18 protein-coding genes are annotated in these 17,869 nt (G+C 69.8%); 17 read left to right on the plus strand and 1 reads right to left on the minus strand.

The genetic code is table 11. The features are described from left to right. Positions 1–3: 3 nt before the first annotated feature. The 12 genes from ACFYWJ_RS25915 (at position 4) to ACFYWJ_RS25970 (ending at position 11,908) form a co-directional block, all read left to right on the plus strand. Positions 4–1,014, plus strand: coding sequence for a mammalian cell entry protein (locus ACFYWJ_RS25915; protein ID WP_355279776.1), 1,011 nt, complete (start codon positions 4–6; stop codon positions 1,012–1,014). Continuing rightward, positions 1,011–2,015, plus strand: coding sequence for an MlaD family protein (locus tag ACFYWJ_RS25920; protein WP_355279329.1), 1,005 nt, complete (start codon positions 1,011–1,013; stop codon positions 2,013–2,015). The genes ACFYWJ_RS25915 and ACFYWJ_RS25920 overlap by 4 nt, the downstream gene beginning before the upstream one ends. Next, the gene (locus ACFYWJ_RS25925) at positions 2,012–3,058 is read left to right on the plus strand and encodes an MlaD family protein (RefSeq protein WP_355279332.1); all 1,047 of its coding nucleotides are present in this window, start codon (positions 2,012–2,014) and stop codon (positions 3,056–3,058) included. Before ACFYWJ_RS25920 ends, ACFYWJ_RS25925 begins: the two co-directional genes overlap by 4 nt. Then, positions 3,058–4,164 (plus strand): MlaD family protein, encoded by a 1,107-nt coding sequence (locus ACFYWJ_RS25930; protein WP_355279334.1) that lies wholly within the window; start codon positions 3,058–3,060, stop codon positions 4,162–4,164. Before ACFYWJ_RS25925 ends, ACFYWJ_RS25930 begins: the two co-directional genes overlap by 1 nt. Further along, positions 4,161–5,219, plus strand: a complete 1,059-nt coding sequence (locus ACFYWJ_RS25935; protein ID WP_355279337.1) for an MlaD family protein — start codon at positions 4,161–4,163, stop codon at positions 5,217–5,219. Before ACFYWJ_RS25930 ends, ACFYWJ_RS25935 begins: the two co-directional genes overlap by 4 nt. After that, positions 5,216–6,172, plus strand: coding sequence for an MlaD family protein (locus ACFYWJ_RS25940; RefSeq protein ID WP_355279340.1), 957 nt, complete (start codon positions 5,216–5,218; stop codon positions 6,170–6,172). The genes ACFYWJ_RS25935 and ACFYWJ_RS25940 overlap by 4 nt, the downstream gene beginning before the upstream one ends. Positions 6,173–6,185: 13 nt before the next feature. Continuing rightward, complete coding sequence (locus tag ACFYWJ_RS25945; RefSeq protein WP_355279341.1) at positions 6,186–6,770, plus strand: hypothetical protein; 585 nt, start codon at positions 6,186–6,188, stop codon at positions 6,768–6,770. A 35-nt stretch (positions 6,771–6,805) separates the two neighbouring features. Continuing rightward, entirely contained in the window at positions 6,806–7,690 is an 885-nt protein-coding gene (locus ACFYWJ_RS25950; RefSeq protein ID WP_355279343.1) for an SDR family NAD(P)-dependent oxidoreductase, read from the plus strand. Positions 7,691–7,718: 28 nt separating this feature from the next. Continuing rightward, positions 7,719–8,738 carry a virginiamycin B lyase gene (locus tag ACFYWJ_RS25955; RefSeq protein ID WP_355279346.1) on the plus strand — a complete coding sequence of 340 codons (1,020 nt, stop codon included), beginning with the start codon at positions 7,719–7,721 and terminating at the stop codon, positions 8,736–8,738. After that, positions 8,735–9,691 carry a 2-dehydropantoate 2-reductase N-terminal domain-containing protein gene (locus tag ACFYWJ_RS25960; RefSeq protein ID WP_355279348.1) on the plus strand — a complete coding sequence of 319 codons (957 nt, stop codon included), beginning with the start codon at positions 8,735–8,737 and terminating at the stop codon, positions 9,689–9,691. The genes ACFYWJ_RS25955 and ACFYWJ_RS25960 overlap by 4 nt, the downstream gene beginning before the upstream one ends. Before the next feature lie 155 nt (positions 9,692–9,846). After that, complete coding sequence (locus tag ACFYWJ_RS25965) at positions 9,847–10,815, plus strand: alpha/beta fold hydrolase (protein WP_355279349.1); 969 nt, start codon at positions 9,847–9,849, stop codon at positions 10,813–10,815. Between the two features lie 100 nt (positions 10,816–10,915). Further along, positions 10,916–11,908: an AraC family transcriptional regulator gene (locus ACFYWJ_RS25970; RefSeq protein WP_355279352.1), complete on the plus strand. Its 993-nt coding sequence runs from the start codon at positions 10,916–10,918 to the stop codon at positions 11,906–11,908. A gap of 28 nt (positions 11,909–11,936) precedes the next feature. Here ACFYWJ_RS25970 and ACFYWJ_RS25975 read toward each other — a convergent pair whose 3' ends face one another. Then, on the minus strand, positions 11,937–13,343 hold the full coding sequence (locus tag ACFYWJ_RS25975) for an acyl-CoA synthetase (protein ID WP_355279354.1): 1,407 nt from the start codon (positions 13,341–13,343) through the stop codon (positions 11,937–11,939). A gap of 151 nt (positions 13,344–13,494) precedes the next feature. On the opposite strand from ACFYWJ_RS25975, the gene ACFYWJ_RS25980 reads away from it, so the two are divergent. The 5 genes from ACFYWJ_RS25980 to ACFYWJ_RS26000 all read left to right on the plus strand — a co-directional run bounded on the left by ACFYWJ_RS25980 (position 13,495) and on the right by ACFYWJ_RS26000 (position 17,842). After that, a complete protein-coding gene (locus ACFYWJ_RS25980; protein ID WP_355279356.1) occupies positions 13,495–13,821 on the plus strand; it encodes a hypothetical protein in 327 nt (108 codons plus the stop codon). Next, positions 13,811–14,245, plus strand: a complete 435-nt coding sequence (locus ACFYWJ_RS25985) for an SRPBCC family protein (RefSeq protein ID WP_355279359.1) — start codon at positions 13,811–13,813, stop codon at positions 14,243–14,245. Before ACFYWJ_RS25980 ends, ACFYWJ_RS25985 begins: the two co-directional genes overlap by 11 nt. A 68-nt stretch (positions 14,246–14,313) precedes the next feature. Then, positions 14,314–15,705, plus strand: a complete 1,392-nt coding sequence (locus tag ACFYWJ_RS25990; RefSeq protein WP_355279360.1) for an AarF/ABC1/UbiB kinase family protein — start codon at positions 14,314–14,316, stop codon at positions 15,703–15,705. Positions 15,706–15,726: 21 nt separating this feature from the next. Continuing rightward, a complete protein-coding gene (locus tag ACFYWJ_RS25995) occupies positions 15,727–16,053 on the plus strand; it encodes a hypothetical protein (protein WP_355279362.1) in 327 nt (108 codons plus the stop codon). Then, entirely contained in the window at positions 16,046–17,842 is a 1,797-nt protein-coding gene (locus ACFYWJ_RS26000) for a long-chain fatty acid--CoA ligase (protein WP_355279364.1), read from the plus strand. Before ACFYWJ_RS25995 ends, ACFYWJ_RS26000 begins: the two co-directional genes overlap by 8 nt. Positions 17,843–17,869 lie beyond the last annotated feature (27 nt).

Consider the following 17,869-nt stretch of genomic DNA (forward strand, 5'->3'; position numbering starts at 1 on the left):
GGAATGCCAGGTGTGTCGACCGGTCGCCGGACGTCGGTGCTGATCGGGCTCGGTGCCGCGGTCACCGCCGCCGTCGTCGGGTTGACCACGACCATCGTGCGTACTGCCGTGCCCGAGAAGGGAATCCGGGTGGCGCTGGTCACCGAGCAGATCGGCGACGGAATCGCCGTCGGCAGCCGGGTCTCGCTCGACGGCATCGCCATCGGCCGGGTCGACGAGATCGCGCCCGCGGGCGCCGGGACGCAGCGCATCACCGTGCGCCTCACCGATTCCCGGACCTTCGGCCTCGACGAGAGCCTGCGCCTGGACTACGCGCCGGCGAACCTGTTCGGGATCAGCGAGATCGCGGTGCGCCGCGGACCCGGCGGGCCGCCGTTGCGGACGGGCAGCGAAATCCACCTGACCGGCGCCCGCGCCGCCGACGTCTACGACGCCACGATGGGCAGTCTGCTGCGCGGCATGTCGGGGGTCTCCACGGCGGTGCTGACGCCACAGCTGTCGCACCTGATCGACCGCCTGGCCACCGATCTCAACGCGTTCACCCCGTTTCTGCAATCGATGGTGCTGCTGGCCCGCACCGTCGCCGATCACCAGCGCATGCGACCGTCGGAGTTCCTCGGCGAGCTGGGCGGCGCGCTCGGCCCCACCGCGGATCTGGTCGACGCGACGGTCAGCGCCATCGATCGGATCTACCGGATCGAGGACCTGCGCACCGACCGGGAGCGGATCGACACGGGCCTGGATCTGGTGATCAACAAGCTGTTTCCCACCCTCACCTCCACCTTCTTCCACGCCTCGACCTTCGCCGAGCTCACCGACATGCTGGCGCCACTGCTGACCGTGTTGGCGCAGATGGTGCCCACGCCGCAGCGCTCCGGTGCCGAACTGGCCGAGCTGCTGCGCGGACTGCGCGCCGCGATGCCGGACACCCCGGCCGGTCCCGTGCTGAACCTCGACATCGAACTCCGCGGCGTGCCGGGCGTCGCCGTGCCGCTGCTGGGAGGAGTGCGATGAAACCGGTCGGCGGGCCACTGACGCGCCTGATCCTCTTCGCCGCCGCGATGGCGGGTGTGCTGGTGGTGGTGATCACCGCCATCCAGCGCCCCATCGACGGCGAAACACGGTCCTACCGTGCGATGTTCACCGATGCCAACGGCTTGAAGGCCGGCGACGACATCCGGATGCGCGGCGTGGCGGTCGGCAAGGTCCGCGAGGTCGGCCTGGCCGGTGCGCAGGCGTCGGTCGCGCTGGCGGTGCGCGCCGACGCGGCGATCTTCGACAACAGCGTGCTCGCCATCCGCTACCAGAACATGACCGGCCAGCGGTACGTCGACATCCAGCAGCCGGCTCAGCCCGGTGCCCGGCTGGCGCCGGGGACGGTCGTCGGGACGACGCACACGGTCCCGTCCTTCGATGTCACCGAACTGTTCAACGGGCTCCAGCCGGTGCTCGCCACCCTCTCCCCCGAGGCGTTCAACAAGTTCGCCGAGAGCATGGTCGCGGTGATCGAGGGCGACGAGTCGGGCCTCGGCTCGGCGCTGGACGCCGTCGGCGCGCTCGGCTCCTACGTCACGAACCGTCAGCAGGTGATCTCCACGCTCGTCGGCAATCTGGCCGCGATCTCGGATCGGCTCGGTGGCCGCTCCCAGGGCTTGGTCAGCATGTTCCGCAATCTCGCCGATGTCTACGACTCGTTGCAGGTCAACATGAACGGGCTGCTCGACTTCGCGTTGACCGCGCCCCCGGTGCTCTATCCGCTCGACAGTCTCCTGGCCACCGCCGGACTGACGGTCGGTGACAACCCGGATGTGAACGAGATCGTGCGCCGGGCGTTCCCCGATCCGCAGGAAGCCGTCGACACCCTCGGCAGGCTGCCCGCCGCCCTGGCCGCGCTCTCGGCGGCGGTCCCCAATGCCGCCGGGCCGGGCGCGCTGTGCAGCAAGGGCGACGCCGACGTGCCGCCGGTCCTGCGGGTGCTGCTCGACGGACAGCCGGTGCAGGTGTGCAGCCGGTGAAACCACTACTGCGCGCACTGCGGCACCGGCGCCGACGGACGGCCGGATCGGAACAGCAGCGGGAGCTGCGGTACGGGATCGTGGCCGTGCTCGCCTTCGCCGTGGCGCTGGTCGCCGCCGCGGTCGTGCACTCGATCCCGTTCGGCGAGCGGACCTATGTCGCGGAACTGTCCGAGGCGCAGTCGGTCGCCGTCGGTGACGATGTCCGCGTCGCCGGTATCCCGGTCGGCGAGGTGCGTTCGCTCGACCTGCGGCCCGACCGGGTCGTCATGCGGTTCACGGTGCGCTCCGACGTCTTCCTCGGCGACCGCACGTCCCTGGATATCCGGATGCTCACGGTGGTCGGCGGGCACTACGTCGCGGTCGTTCCGGCGGGCACCGTCCCGCTCGGCGATCAGCCGATCCCCATGGACCGGGTCCGGCTGCCCTACAGCCTCATGCAGGTGTTCCAGGACGCCACCCGCCCCCTTCAGGCGGTTGATGGAAAGACGTTGCGGGCCAATGTCTCCGCACTCGCCGACTCGCTGGAACAGAGCCCCGACGGCGTGCGCCGACTGCTCGACGGCGTCACGAGCTTCGTCGACGTCCTCGACCGGCAGCGCACCGACGTGTCCAAAGCCGTGGCGCTGGCCGACGAATACCTCACCGCCGTCGACAGCGCGCGCGGCGAGCTGCGCCGCCTGATCGACAAGATCAACCTGTTGGAGACCTTGCTCGTGGATCACCGCTCGGAACTGCGCGAGGCCGTCGAATCGCTCGACCGGGTGGTCAACCGGCTCGGTGGTCTGCAACCGGCCTGGGAGTCGACCCTGAAACCGATGGCGACCCAGTTGTCGCTCGCGGCCGGACAGCTGCGTGACCTCGGCGACCGCCTCGATCCCCTGGTCACCTCGGTCCAGGAACTGCTGCGGAAGTTCCAGCAGCTGGTGCTGCCCGACGGCCGCCTCGGTGTCGATCGAGCGGGCACCGCCGTGCCGGGACCGCCGCTGGATCCGGCGCTGCTGCCGAACGTCTGTGTCCCGGTGCCGGGAAGGACGTGCTGATGGGGACGGTCACGCATCGCATCCTCGGCTCGCGCGGATTCATGTCGGCGCTGGGAGTCGGCGTGCTCTGTGTCGCGGCGACGGGCGGCTACGTGGTCTCCTTCGACGCGCTGCGCCCGACCGAGTCCTATTGCGCGCTCATGCCCGACAGCATCGGCCTGTATCCGGGCAATCACGTGACCATGCGCGGCATCGCGGTGGGCACCGTGACGAGCGTCCAGCCACAGGGCACCCGAGTCCGGGTGGACTTCGCCGTCGACGCCGAGCATCCCCTGCTCGCCGACGCCGCGGCCACCACCCTCACCGATACCGTTGTCGCGGACCGGGATCTGGCGCTGCTCAGCGCGGGCCGGACCGCCGAGAAATGGGACCGGTCGCAGTGCCTGACCAAGACCCTGACGCCCAAGAGCATCACCGAGACCCTCGACGCGATGGCCGACCTGTCGGCCGAGATCGCCGGCGACGAGCAGTCCGACGACCTGGCTCGCGCGATCGGCGCCCTGAACGACGCGACAGCCGGGACGGGACCGCAACTGAACGAGATCGTGCGCAGACTCGGCTCCGCCCTGCATTCGCCCGACGCCGCGATCGGCCATCTGGCCGGACTCGTGGACGCGCTGGCCTCGCTGTCGGAGGCGATCGCGACGCACTGGGGCGACATCAAGTCGATGCTGCAGCGGATGGGGCCGGTGCTCGATCAGGTCAACAACGAATTGTTCACCGAGACCGTCATCATCATCGACGGCTTCCAGCGGCTGTTGCCGATGCTCAACGACATCACCACGCTGTTCGGCGATCCGATCCTCGATGTGCTGGACTCCTCGATCCCGCTGCTGCGCTTTCTCAGCGCACGGGTGGGCTCGCTGTCCGACATCGTCACCCGGACGCCGGTGATCACCTCGGCTTTCGTCACCGCCGTCGCGCCGGGCACCGGCCGGACCGGGCTGGTGTATGCCCCACCGGCGGTGGCGATTCCGCACGGCGCGGCCGAACAGCTCTGTGCCGCGGTCAACGCGGTCGCGCCACAGCGCTGCACCGGCGCGGGCGACGGCCTCGCACAGGTCCAACTGGTTCACCTCGTACTGGGAATGGCGGGCGCGCGATGACGCACACTGCACGATCACTTCGATGGGCCCCGCTGACGGTGGTGCTGACCGCCGTACTGACCACCGCGGGCTGCGGATTCGATCCGGCCGCCGTCCCGGTCCCCGGCACGGGGGTGCCAGGTCCGACCTATTCGATCGATATCGAGTTCACCGACGCGCTGAACCTGCCCCGGCGAGCGAAGGTGGTGGCCAACGGAATCCAGGTGGGCACGGTCACCGCGACGACGCTGGTCGATCCCGCGCCGGGCAGGCCCGGGCACGTCCGGGTGAATGCCGAGATCCAGCAATCGGTCCCGCTGCCCACGAGCACCGCCGCCGAACTGCGGCAGAACACCGTCCTGGGCGACATCCACGTCGCCCTGCGCACCCCGCCCGACGGATTCGGTGCGCTGCTCGCCGACGGCGGCACCATCCCGCTCGCCCGGACCCGCCCCGCGGTGCCGATCGAGGACGCGATGGCCGGGATGGCCACCTTCGTCCAGGGCGGGGCGGTGAACAAGCTGCAGGACATGGTGAATCGGCTCAATGCCGTCCTGCCCGACGATCCGCGCGACACCGCCCGCATCTCCGGCGTGATCGGCGCCGATATCCGTGACCTGGCCGCGAATCTCGACCAGGTCGACGTGTTCCTGAACGGGCTGGCCACCGACGCCGCCGTCGTCCACCGGCGCGACGAACCGTTCGGTGAGCTGCTCACCCCGCCCGCCGTCGCCCAGGTGACGGCGGCGATCACCTCGTTCGTCGGCGCGATCGGCGTGATCGGCGCGCTCGGCCCCGTCGCCCACGCGCTGGTCTGGCTCGCCCCCTTGGTCAGCGCGGGTGACGCCGCGGCGCGGGCACTGGTGCCGCTGGCGTTCACCGCCCGGCCACTCGATCTGGACGCGCCGTCGAACCTCAATGCCCTGGTATCGCTGCTGCGGGACAAGGTCATTCCGTTCGCCGAGCACGGCCCGAAGGTCGATGTCGTGCGCGTGGGACTCGACGACCCGGTCACCACCGAGGACCAGGTCGACCGCATCGTCGAGACACTGCGCATGATCGGAATGGTGCGATGAAAATCGGATCCCTGGTTTCACTGGGCGGCATCGCCACCATCCTGATCGCCGGCTCCGGCTATCTGACCTTCGGCGTGGTCGGGGTCCGCCCGCTCACCGACTACGTCACCGCGACCATGCGGCTGCCCGATTCCGGCAGTCTCGCGGTCGGGTCACCGGTCCTGCTCAGCGGGGTGGAGGTCGGTGACATCACCGCGGTCACCGCAGCCGGCTCCGGCGTCGAGATCGGATTCCGGATCGTCGACAGCTATCGCGTTCCGCTCGACAGCGACGTACGGATCGAGAACCTGTCCGCCCTCGGCGAGCCCTATGTGAACTTCGCTCCCCGGACCAATGCCGGGCCGTACCTGGCCGACGGGCAGACGGTGGCGGCGGACCGGATCGCCGCACCCCGCTCGATCCCGGAGATCTCGCGATTGATGACCCAGGTGCTCGGGCAACTCGACCCGGCCACGATGGGCGAGATCGTGGACACCTTCGACACCGCGCTCGACGGAAACGAGGCGGAGATGGCCGATCTGGCCCGCTCGACCGAACTCCTCGCCGCCGCACTGACCACGCGTATGCCCCAGCTCGCCACCGCGTTCACCCACGGTCAGACCATCGCGGGCGACGTCGGCTGGGTCGCCGCCGCCGCACCGGCCGCCGCGCCGCCGTTCGTGGAGTTCAGCGCCCGCGTCGACGAGATCGCCCAGGCACTGGGGCGGCTGTTCCGCAGTGGCAGCGGCCCCCAGATGTATCTCGACGACAACGGTCTCGTGCCGTTCCTCACCCGGCTGACGGCGTGGGTGGACACCGCCGGACCGGAAGTCGAGACCCTGCTGCCCGCCCTGCGCCCGCTCGTCGAGCACACCGTCGCGCAGGGTCCCGGGGTCGACCTGAGCGCCCTCATCAGCGCCGCCCTGGAAGGTGTCGGAGACGACGCCCTCCGGCTGCGGATCCATGTCAACTGACCACGGAGAAACCATGCCGAGCACGATCGAGAACACCGAAGAGATTGTCGCAGAGGACATCTCGACATCATCTGGGCGCACCGTGTCGGTTCCGGTCGCCACCGTGGTCCGCGGTGCGGCTTTCGCCGTGCTCACGGCCGCGCTGTGTGTCACCACCACCCTGTGGCTGACCGCGCGCTCCGACAGTGCCGACCAGCGCACCGCCGCCGCGAACACCCAGCGCGCCGAACAGGTGGCGATGGACTACGCCGTCGGCGCGTCGACCATCGACAACGGCGACTTCACCGCCTGGGTCGGACGGCTCAAAGCCAATACCGCGCCGCAGCTGGCCACCAAGTTCGACGCGACCGCGCCGAAGCTCGAACAGATCCTCGTCCCGCTGAAATGGACGTCCTCGGCGAAGCCGATCACGGCCAAGGTCGCCGACGAGAACGCCGGTGTCTACCGGGTCAACGCGTTCGTGAGCGTGAACTCCACCAGTAGCCAGACACCCGAGGGCGGCCTGATGACCGTCACCTACACCGTGACGATCGACAGCAACGCCGACTGGAAGATCACCGACGTCGGCGGCATGGACGGCGCCCTGCCCCTCAAATGATGTGCCACTCCCCCCGATCCGCGAAGAAGGAAACCATGCCCGCATCCAGCACCCGCGCTGTCGACAACGCGGAGATCGTGATCACCGGCGCCACCAACGGCATCGGCAAGGAAATCGCACGTGACCTGGCCGGCCGCCACGCCCGCCTGACGCTCGTGGCCCGCAACCCGCACAAGGCGCAGGACACCGCCGACGAACTGCTCGGGCTCGGCGCCGCGCACGTCGACATCGTCGAGGCGGACCTGGCCGATCTGAACTCGGTCCGCGCGGCCTCGGTCCGGTTGCAGCGCCGACTGGAACACATCGACGTCCTGATCAACAACGCCGGGATCACCCTGTTCCGCAGCGAAGCACCCACCGTCGACGGTTACGACCGCATGATCGCGACCAACCATCTGGCGCCGTTCCTGCTGACCAACGAAATCCTCGAGCTGCTCACGGCCGCGCCGTCGGCGCGGATCGTGCACACCGCCTCCGAGGCACACCGGCACGCCCATCGCCCCGACCCGGCCACCCTGGGGCAGCCGCGCGAATACGGCCTCGCCGGTGGGCAACTCGTCTACGGCGAGTCCAAACTGCTCAACATCCTGTTCACCAAGGAACTCGCCCGTCGCCTGCACGGCACCCGGGTGACAGCCAACTGCTTCTGCCCCGGCGCGGTGTCCACCGGGCTGGTCCGCGACAGCTCGCGGATCAGCCGGGTCTGGTCGACCGGGGCGCGAGCCCGGATCCTGCGCCGCCCGGCCGCCGGTGCCGCGGCCGGGCTCCGGCTCGTCCTCGATCCGGACCTCGACGGCGTGACCGGGCAGTTCTTCACCTCCACCCCCGGCCTGCGGCTGCTGCCGCCGGTCGCCGCCCTCGCCGATCACCGTCTGCACCAGCAGATCTGGCAGCGCAGCGCCGAACTCGTCGGCCTGTGACCACACCACCGAGAACATGGAGCCGACGATGCCACCTGTTCAGCCATCCCGGCGCGCGCTGTCGCTGACGCGCCCGCTCGCGGCGCTCGCCGTCGCCGTCGCCACCACGGCGGCCCTGCTCCAGTCCGGAACCACTGTCGCGCACGCGCAACAGGATTCGGGCCTGGTGCTGTACCCCCTCGCTCCGTTGTCCTCGCCCGCGACGATCACCGTCGGCGCCGACCGCAATCTCTGGTTCACCGAACTCACCGGTAACGCGATCGGGCGCATCACCCCAGAGGGCGAGATCACCGAATTCCGTACCGGGATGACGCCGCTGAGCGGCCCCGACCGGATCACCGCGGGTCCCGACGGCAACATCTGGTTCACCGAATGGTTCGGTGGCCGGGTCGGGCGGATCACGCCCGCGGGCGTGATCACCGAGTTCTCCCACGGGATCACCCCGAACAGCAGTGTTTTCGGCATCACCGCCGGGCCCGACGGCAATCTGTGGTTCACCGAATCCGCGACGAACAAGATCGGGCGGATCACCCCCGAGGGTGTGGTCACCGAATTCGACGCGGGCCCGGACCCACTGGCCGCCCCGACCGACATCGTCACCGGGTCCGACGGGAACCTGTGGTTCACCCAGCGCTTCGGCGGCATCGGGCGGATCACGCCGCAGGGGCAGGTCACCGTCTTCACCGAGGGGATCACGCCGTTCGCCGGATCGGTGAGCATCACCGCCGGGCCGGACGGAAACATCTGGTTCACCGAGACTTTCGGCGGGCGCATCGGCCGGATCACCCCGGACGGCACCGTCGACGAATTCGGCGCGGGGCTGTCTCCCGGCTCGGCGCCGGTCAACATCACGACGGGCCCCGACGGCAAGTTGTGGTTCACCGAATACACCGGTGGTCGCATCGGCACGGTGTCGACCGACGGACACATCACCGAGGTACACGACGTCGGCTTCGCGACGGTACCCGACGGCATCGTCACCGGACCGGACGGCCACCTGTGGTTCGTCCAGGCCGGCGCTTCTCGAATCGGAAGGCTCTCCCTATGAACGCTCCCCTGTCCATCGCCGTCCTCGGGGCCGGATCCATCGGCAGCCTGTTCGCCGCCAAGCTCGCCGGCGCGGGCCACGATGTCACGATGATCGTGCGCAACGAAGCCAGGCGCGCCTACCTGCGCGAGCACGGTCTCGTCACCCGATCCCGGCTCACCGGCCGCGTCGACACGGTGCGGGTCGGGCTGGAGCCCGCGCTGCGGCACACCTACGACCTGGTGCTCGTCGCGGTGCAGCGCCCGCACATCGACGCGCTCGTGCCGACGTTGGCCGCCAACGACTCCCGCGCCATCATGCTCATGTTCAACTGCGCCTCGGGCGCCGATCAGTGGGCCGGTGACCTCGGTGCGGACCGGCTGCTGTGGGGTTTCCCCGCGGTACTGGCCGACCTCCAGGACCAGGTCCTGGAGTACGCCGTGGTCCCCGCGGCACTGCGCTTCGTCCAGATCACCACGATCGGCACGCTCGACGGCCGGGAGACACCCACGCTCACCGCGGTGCGAGAAGCGTTCGGCGGCGCCGGAATTCCCACCACCGTCGACGCCGATATCGACGCCTGGCTCAAGACCCACGCCGCCTACATGGCCCCGATCATGGCCATGGGCTACGTCCCGCCGCCGGGCCGGTTCGGCCCCCGGCTGCGCTGGTCGGATGCCCGGGCCCTGGCCGCCGCGATGCGGACGGCCTTCGCGGCGATCCGGGCCACCGGAGTCGGGCTGACCCCGGGAAACATGCGGTTCCTCGACCGGCTGCCCGCCGCCGCGCTGACCGGGCTGCTGTGGACGGTGTTCTGGTCACCGATGGCCAAGCGGTCCTTGAGTTCCCACTCCGGCGCGGCCCCCGGCGAGGTCGCGATGCTGCTGGCCGAGCTGGAGTTCCTGGCCCTGGGTGCCGGCGTGGATCCCACGCCGCTGCGGGCGCTGGCGGTCCAGGTGCCGACCGATGCCTGACCACCCTGCCGAAACTAGTAACTCATCCGCCGCTCACCACCTGTGGCGAATACTCCGCAATCCATAAAGTCGTTGTCATCACCTTCCCGCCGGACCAGCGGAACCGACCCGGATTTCCCCCGGTAGTGGAGGGATTTCAACGAGAGGACACATCCATGACCAGCTCGGCCAAGCCCCAGTTCTACCGCGACCAGCAAGCCTGGCGCGAACTCCAGCAGTTCCTCCCCCAGCGCCTGCATCTCGACGACGACAGCGCGCCGGAAGAGGATCTGTGGGAGTGGCGGGGTAACACCGTCCACCTGGATCGCTACCGCAATCCGAACGCGAACGCGAAGGTCGTACTGCACCACGGCGTCGGCACCAACGGCCGCCAGATGAGCATGATCCTGGGCGCGCCGCTGGCCCGGCGCGGCTTCGAAACGGTCGCGCTCGACAACCTCGGCTACGGCCTGACCCGCGTCGCCCCCGGCACGATCCCCTCCTACGACGACTGGGTCGATCTGGTCGTGGACTTCCTCGCCTTCGAGCAGTCCCGCGACGACCGCCCGATCGTGCTCTACGGGCTGAGCGCGGGCGGCATGCTCACCTACCACGTGGCGGCCAAGGCCCCGAAGGGCACGCTGCGCGGGATCGTCGGCATGACCTTCCTCGACCAGCGGGTGCAGCAGGTCCGCGACGAGACGGCACACGACATCGTGACCTCCCGGCTCGGCGTGCCCGCCATGCAGGCGATCGCCAAGACGCCCGCCGCCGGGCTCAAGTACCCCATGAGCCTGGCGTCGAAGATGTCGGCACTGGTCAACGACAAGGCCGCGCTGCGGGTGATGCTCAAGGACAAGACGTCGGCGGGCAACACCGTGTCGGCCAAGTTCCTGGCCAGCTACGGCAGCTACGCGCCCGCCGTGGAGCCCGCGGATTTCGACGCCGCCCCGGTGCTGCTCACCCAGCCCGCCGAGGACCGCTGGTCGCCGTTGCACCTGAGCCACCCGGTGCTGTCGCCGATCACGAAGGTCCCGGTCAGCACCGTGATCCTCGACAACGCGGGGCACTACCCGATCGAGGAGCCCGGCCTCCAGCAGATGGAGGACGCGATCGCCGAGTTCGTCACCAAGTACACGCAGTAGCGATGCCGGTGTCCGCAACCACGGAGTTACTAGAATCGGACGAAATCCGCCCGACTCGCTGGGGAGCTCCGTGGTTCACTGGAACATCGCACGTTCGCCGATGGGCGCGTTGCTCATGACGCGGCTCGGTCAGGAGCACGGCCTCTCGGTGGACGCCTGCCTGCGCGACAGCGGGATCAGCGAGACCCAGCTCGCCGACCCGGCCGGTGAGGTGCGGGCCGCCGAGGAACTGGCCGTGGTGTCGAACATCGTCCGGGAACTCGGCAGCCCGCCCGGGCTCGGGATCACGGCGGGACGGCGCTTCCGGCTCACCTCGTACGGATTGTGGGGCTTCGCGCTCATCAGCAGCCCCACCCTGCGGTCGGCGATCCGGGTCGGCTTCCAGTTCGCCGAGCTGAGTTTCTCCCTCAGCGAGACCAGCACCAGGGAGACCGACACCGAACTCCAGCTGGTCCTCGAACCGCTCGGGATTCCGCCGCACCTGCAGCGTTTCACCATCGAACGCGACCTGGCCGGCATCCAGACCCTGCACCGCGATCTGCTGGCGGCCCCGACCACCCTGGCCAGGGTGAGCCTCGCGTTCCCGGCGCCCCCGGCCGAGGTGCTCCCGGTCTACGAGGACATCTTCGGTCTGCGACCCGAATTCGACGCCGCGGAGAACATCATCGCGTTCGACGGCGGCCTCGCCGACGAGCCGCTGCCCCAGGCGAACGAGCAGACCGCGGCGATCGCGCTCCAGCACTGCCGCGACCTGCTCGACCGGCGGCGGGCGCGCACCGGGATCTCCGGCCAGGTCCGCGACGCGCTGCTCGACAACCTCACCGACCTCCCGGATGCCGCCGCGATCGCGGCCACGCTGAACATGAGCGAACGCACGCTGCGGCATCATCTCGCGCAGGAGGGCACGTCCTACCGCGCCCTGCTCGACGAGATCCGCGAACGGCTGGCCGAAGAGCTCCTGGTCTCGCACGGCCTGCCGGTCGCCGAGATCGCCCACCGCCTCGGCTATCTCGAGGTGTCGAGCTTCTCGCAAGCCTTCCGCCGCTGGAAAGGCATGGGCCCCCGCGCTTTCCGGCAGCTCCAACCGACCTAGCGAACAGGGCGGGCAGCACATGCCACCACTATTCGATCAACCGCTTCTTCTCCACCTTGCCCATCGCGTTGCGCGGCAGTTCGTCGACGACATGGATCCGGCGCGGACGCTTGTGCACCGACAACGTGCGTGCGACATGGTCGATCACGGCACGCCGGTCCGGCACCGAGCCGACGACGAAGGCGACCACGCACTGCCCCAGATCGGCATCGGGACTGCCCACCACCGCGGCCTCACGGATCCCGGGGAAGTCGAGCAGGGCCTGCTCCACCTCCTGCGCGCCGATCCGATAGCCTCCGGATTTGATCAGGTCCACCGATTCGCGGCCGACGATCCGCAGGAAGCCGGCATCGTCGACGACCGCGATGTCACCGGTGCGGAACCAGCCGTCCGCGGTGAACGACGCGGCGGTGGCCTCGGGCCGGTGCAGGTAGCCGCCGAACACGGTGTCGGCGGCGATCTCGAGCGCACCGAGGGTGACCCCGTCCGCGGCGACAGCCGCACCCGCGCTGTCGACCAGGCGAGCGCCGACACCGGGCAGCGGGAGTCCCACCCACCCCGGCCTGCGTTCGCCCCGGAATCGGGTGCTCACGGTGATCAGTGTTTCGGTCATGCCGTAGCGCTCCACGGGCGCCGATCCGGTGAAGCCGGTGAGGCGGTCGTGCACCGAGGTCGGCAGCGGGGCGCTGCCCGAGACCAGCAGCCGCGCGGTCGCGAGCGCGCGAGCCGACGCCGGCTGTTCGCACAGTCGGGACCAGACGGTCGGCACCCCGAAGTACAGCGTCCCCCCGGCCGCCGCGTAGGCCTCCGGGGTGGGCCGCACGGTGTGTACCAGCGGCGACCCGATCCGCAGGGCGCCGAGCACACCCAGCACCAGACCGTGCACATGGAACAGCGGCAGGCCGTGTACCAGGGTGTCCTCGGCGGTCCATTCCCACGCCTGCGCGAGGCCGTCGATGCAGGCGGCTATCGCGGCCCGGGTGATCGGGACGCCTTTCGGCGACCCCGTCGTCCCTGACGTGTAGAGGATCAGGGCCGTGCTCGCGGGATCCGGCTCCGGGAGATCGGTCGTCGATCCGGCCCGGCCGTCCGGGCGGGCTCCGGGCACGTCGACGTCCTCGGGCCGTTCGCCCAGCCACAGATCGGGTGCGGCGTCGTCGAGAATGTGCCGTCGTTCGCGCGGCCCCGCGTCGGCGGGCACCGGCACCGCGGTGACGCCGGCCAGCAGGCAGCCGACCACCGTGATCACGGTGTCCAGGTCGGCGGTGGCGGTGAACGCGGCGCGCTCGGCGCCGGCGACGGCCCCGGCGACGGCCCGGGCCGCGTCGGACAGCTCGGCGCGCGACAGACACCGGTCCCCCACGGTGACCTGCGCGGCACGATCGGCGCCTGCGCCACAGAGCGCGGTGAGCAACGGGATCCGGGTATCGGTCACGGGATTCCTTCGGTCGTCGAGGCACATGTCCGGGTCGGCGAAACGTGCTGCCGCCGACCGTGAAACTGAGACTACACTTTAGTACCTACATCTATGTACACTTGCCCGGCCGACGCAGAACCGCGCCGGTCTCCCTACGGACAGGACTCGTATGGCTACGGCAGCCCCAGACCCACTGACCTCCCCCGACGCGTCACCGGCGGACCGGTCGCCCCTGCGCTATTTCGGCTGGTATCTCACCGTCATCGGGATCTCTCACCTGATCTTTCCCAGCCGGTGGGACCGGATGACGGCGATCGCCTTCCCCGAGCCGCTGCGCCGGTGGACGATCGGATTCGGCGTCACCGAGACCGCGATGGGAATCCTGTTCCTGCGCAAGCGCACCCGCCCGTTCGGCATCGTGGCCGTGCTCGCGCAGGTGGTCTTCCTGGTCCGCAGCTTCGTCGCTTTCCGTCGGGGGAACGACGATGCCGAGTAACACCGTCGAGGCCGTTGTCGAGGCACCGCGCGCGCTCGTCTTCGAGGTGTTCGCCGACCGTGAGCGCAGCGGCGAGTACCTGCCGCTGCGCGTCACGCTGGACCAGCCGGGCACCCGCGAGCGTCAAGGGGTCGGCGCCGTCCATCTCCTGCGGCTGGGCCCACTCGGTATCCGCGAGCAGATCATCGAGCTCGTTCCCGGTGAGCGGATGGTGTACCGCGTCGTCTCCGGCCTGCCCGTCCGGTCGCACGTGGGGACCATCGAGTTCCAGGAGGATCCGCGCGGCACCAAGGTCCGCTACACCATGGAATCCGTTCCGTCGCTGCCGGTTCCCGGCGGACTGGTGCGGGCGATCCTGCAGCGGATGACCACCACGATGGTGCAGGGCGCGCGCCGCACGGCCGAACGCCGCCATCGGTCCTGATCACTACGAATTCCGGCCGGCGTGCGGTACACGATGCCCGCACGCCCCCACCTCGCAGGAGTATCGCGTTGCCTGAGGAAAAACGACTACCGACGTCACGCGCGGCCCGGACCGCCATGCTGGGCCGGGTCGTCGCGGGCCAGGCCGCCCGCCAGGTCGGCACCCGGATCGCCACCGCCGGGCGCGGTGACCAGTACCGCGCCGCCCGGCTCGAGAAGCGCCAGGCCGAAGCGGCCAGGGCGATCGTGACCGGCTTGGGCACGATGCGTGGTGCCGCGATGAAGATCGGTCAGATGCTGGCCGTCGTCGACATGGGCATCTTCCCCGAGGAAGTGCGCGAGGACATGCAGAAGGCGATGGCCAAGCTGCTGCACTCGGCGCCGACGGTGCCGTTCGCCGAGATGCGGGCGGTGATCGAAGCCGAGGTGGGCGCGCGGCTCACCGAGGTGTTCGCCGAGTTCGACGAACAACCACTCGCCGCCGCGTCGATCGGGCAGGTGTACCGGGCCCGGCTGAAGGACGGGCGGGCTGTCGCGGTGAAGGTGCAGTACCCCGGCATCGACAAGGCGATTCGCGCCGACCTGCGCAACCTGACGATGGTGCTGCGGGCGGGCCGGATCGTCGCGCCCAACACCGACTGGTCGGCGCTGTCGCAGGAGATTCGCGAGCGTCTGGAAGACGAGCTCGACTACACCCTCGAGGCGCAGAACCAGCGTGCGGTCGCCCGCATCTATCGGGGTCACCCGTTCATCACGGTCCCCGAGGTGATCGCCGAGCACTCCGGGCAGCGGGTGCTGGTCACCGAGTTCTTCGAAGGCAGCCGCTTCGAGCAGGTCTGCGCATGGCCCGCCGAGCAACGACATCGGGTGGCCGAGACCATCTTCCGGTTCTACTTCGGCGGTCTGCTGGTCCACCGCCAGTTCTCCCCCGACCCGCACCCGGGCAACTTCCTCGTCGGCGCCGACGGCACGGTGGCCTTCCTCGACTTCGGTCTCTACAAGCACCTCGATCGCAGCGCCACCGACACCCAGCGGGCGCTGCTGCGCGCCATCCTGACCGACTCACCCGAGCAGATCTTCGCCGAGATGCAGCGCGCCGGCATGATCACCGACCCCGGGCTGGTCAGCCCGGAGGTCACCCACGCCTACATCCGCGACCTGTTCTGGTGGGCGGCCGAGGCGGGCCCGAACGAGCTCGCGCCGGACGCGATCAACGCCGCACTCGTCGCCACGATCAGCCCGGGTTCGCAGTATTTCGAGCTCACCCGGCACCAGTCGCTGCCGGCCGAACAGGCCGTCATCCTCCGGATGATGCTGCTCGTCATGGCCACGGCCGGGCACCTGCGCGCCCGCGCCGACTGGCACGCGATTCTGCGCGAATGGCTGCACGACGACGCGCCTGCCACGCCCCTCGGCGAACTCGACCGCGATTTCCGCGCCGACGCCCTCCCCTCCCTCTGACCCCGGCAAGTGAGACACCGCGTGAATCCACTCGACCGAATCCAGTCGGCTCTGCTCGGCGCACTCAACACGGTGCTCGCCGCACCGATCACCACCGAGCTCGCGCAGCGCGCGAACGACGCGCGAATGAAGGTGCTCGAGGTCGAGGACCAGGTCCTGACCGGCTTGAACCTGCCCACCGCCGCCGAGCACAGCGTGCTGCAGGGCCGGGTCAGGGCCACCACCCAGCGCCTCGACGACGCCGAAGAACGACTCGACGAACTCACCGTACGGGTGCGCTCCCTGTGGGCGACCGTGCACGAGACCCCCACTCGCTCCGAGACCTCGAAAGACCTGCCCCATGCGTGAGTTCGGCGTTCCCGCCACCTACACCGTTCCCGACGACGTCGCCATGACCGACATGGTGACCCGCAACGCGGCCGAGCACCCGGCCGCCGTGTGCTACCTGACCCCCACCCCCGACGGCGCCTGGTCCGAGGTGACCACCGCGGCGTTCGCCGACCAGGTGCGCGCCGTCGCGAAAGGCCTGATCGCCACCGGCGTCGAACCCGGTGACCGGGTGGCCCTGATGTCGGCCACCCGCTACGAGTGGATGCTGCTCGACTTCGCGATCTGGTTCGCCGGCGCGGTCACCGTCTCGGTGTACGCCACCTCCTCCGCCGACCAGGTGCAGTGGATCCTGCACGATTCGTCGGCGGCCCTGCTGATCGTGGAGACCGGTCAGCACCGGACCGTGGCCGAAAAGGCCTTCGCCCATCTCGATTCGGCGCCGACGATGCTGCAGATCGACGCGGGCGCGGTCGCGACCCTCACCACGCTGGGCAAGCGGGTGTCCGATGCCGACCTGGACACGCGCCGCCGCGCGATCGGCGCCGATTCCGCCGCACTGCTGATCTACACCTCCGGCACCACCGGCAAACCCAAGGGTGTCCCGCTGACGCACGGCAACCTCGCCGCCATGGTGGCCGCCGCCTCGCATCGGGTGTCCGCGCTCACCGAACCGGGTTCGCGCACGCTGCTGTTCCTGCCGCTGGCGCACATCCTCGCGCTGTCGGTGTCGCTGGTGGCGTTCGAACATCGCGTCGTGGTGGCCCACACCAGCGACTGGACCCGGCTGCCCACGCTGTTCGCCGAGATCGAGCCGACCGGGGTCTTCGCGGTGCCGCGCGTGTTCGAGAAGCTGTACAACACGGCCGAGCAGCGCGCCCACGGTGCCGGACGCGGACGGCTGTTCGACCGCGCCGCCCGCATCGCCATCGCCTACAGCCGGGCCGTCGACACCGGCGGGCCCGGCGCGGCACTGCGCCTCGAGCACCGGCTCTACGACCGCTTGGTCTACAGCCGTCTGCGCGAAGCGCTCGGTGGCGCGTGCCGGCACGCGCTCTCCGGCGGGGCACCGCTGGGCGAGCGCTTGGCGCACTTCTTCCGCGGCGCCGGGATCGTCATCGCCGAAGGCTACGGCCTCACCGAGACCACCGCCGCGATCACGCTCAACGGCCACCGTCCGGCAGACCAGCGACTCGGCAGCGTCGGAACGCCGTTGCCCGGACACGAGATCCAGCTCGCCGACGACAACGAACTGCTGGTGCGCGGACCGGTCGTCTTCGACGGCTACTGGCGCAACGGCGAAGCCACCGCCGACAGCTTCGTGGACGGGTGGTTCCGCACGGGTGACCTCGCATCGATCGATCGCGACGGCTACGTGACCATCACCGGCCGCAAGAAGGAGATCATCGTCACCGCGGGCGGCAAGAACATCTCCCCCGCACCGCTCGAGGACGCGCTGCGCGCGCACCCGTTGATCAGCCAGTGCATGGTCGTCGGTGACGCGATGCCCTTCGTCGCCGCGCTCGTCACGCTCGATCGCGACGCCCTGCCCGGCTGGTGCGAACGGCGCGGCCTGCCCGCCGATACCGCGACAGCGCAGCTGATCTCGCATCCGGACCTGGTCGCCGAGCTCGATGCCGCGGTGGCCGGGGTGAACGCGTCGGTATCCAAGACCGAGCAGATCAAGAAGATCCGGATCCTCGACGTCGAATGGTCGCAGGAGACCGGCGAACTCACGCCCAAGCTGTCGCTCAAACGCCCGGCGGTACTGCACCGGCACGCACCCGAGATCCACGCGATCTACCGCTAGACCACCCCTTCCGAGACACAGGAGACA

Source organism: Nocardia sp. NPDC003269 (assembly GCF_042888005.1).
In the GTDB taxonomy this organism is placed as follows: domain Bacteria; phylum Actinomycetota; class Actinomycetes; order Mycobacteriales; family Mycobacteriaceae; genus Nocardia.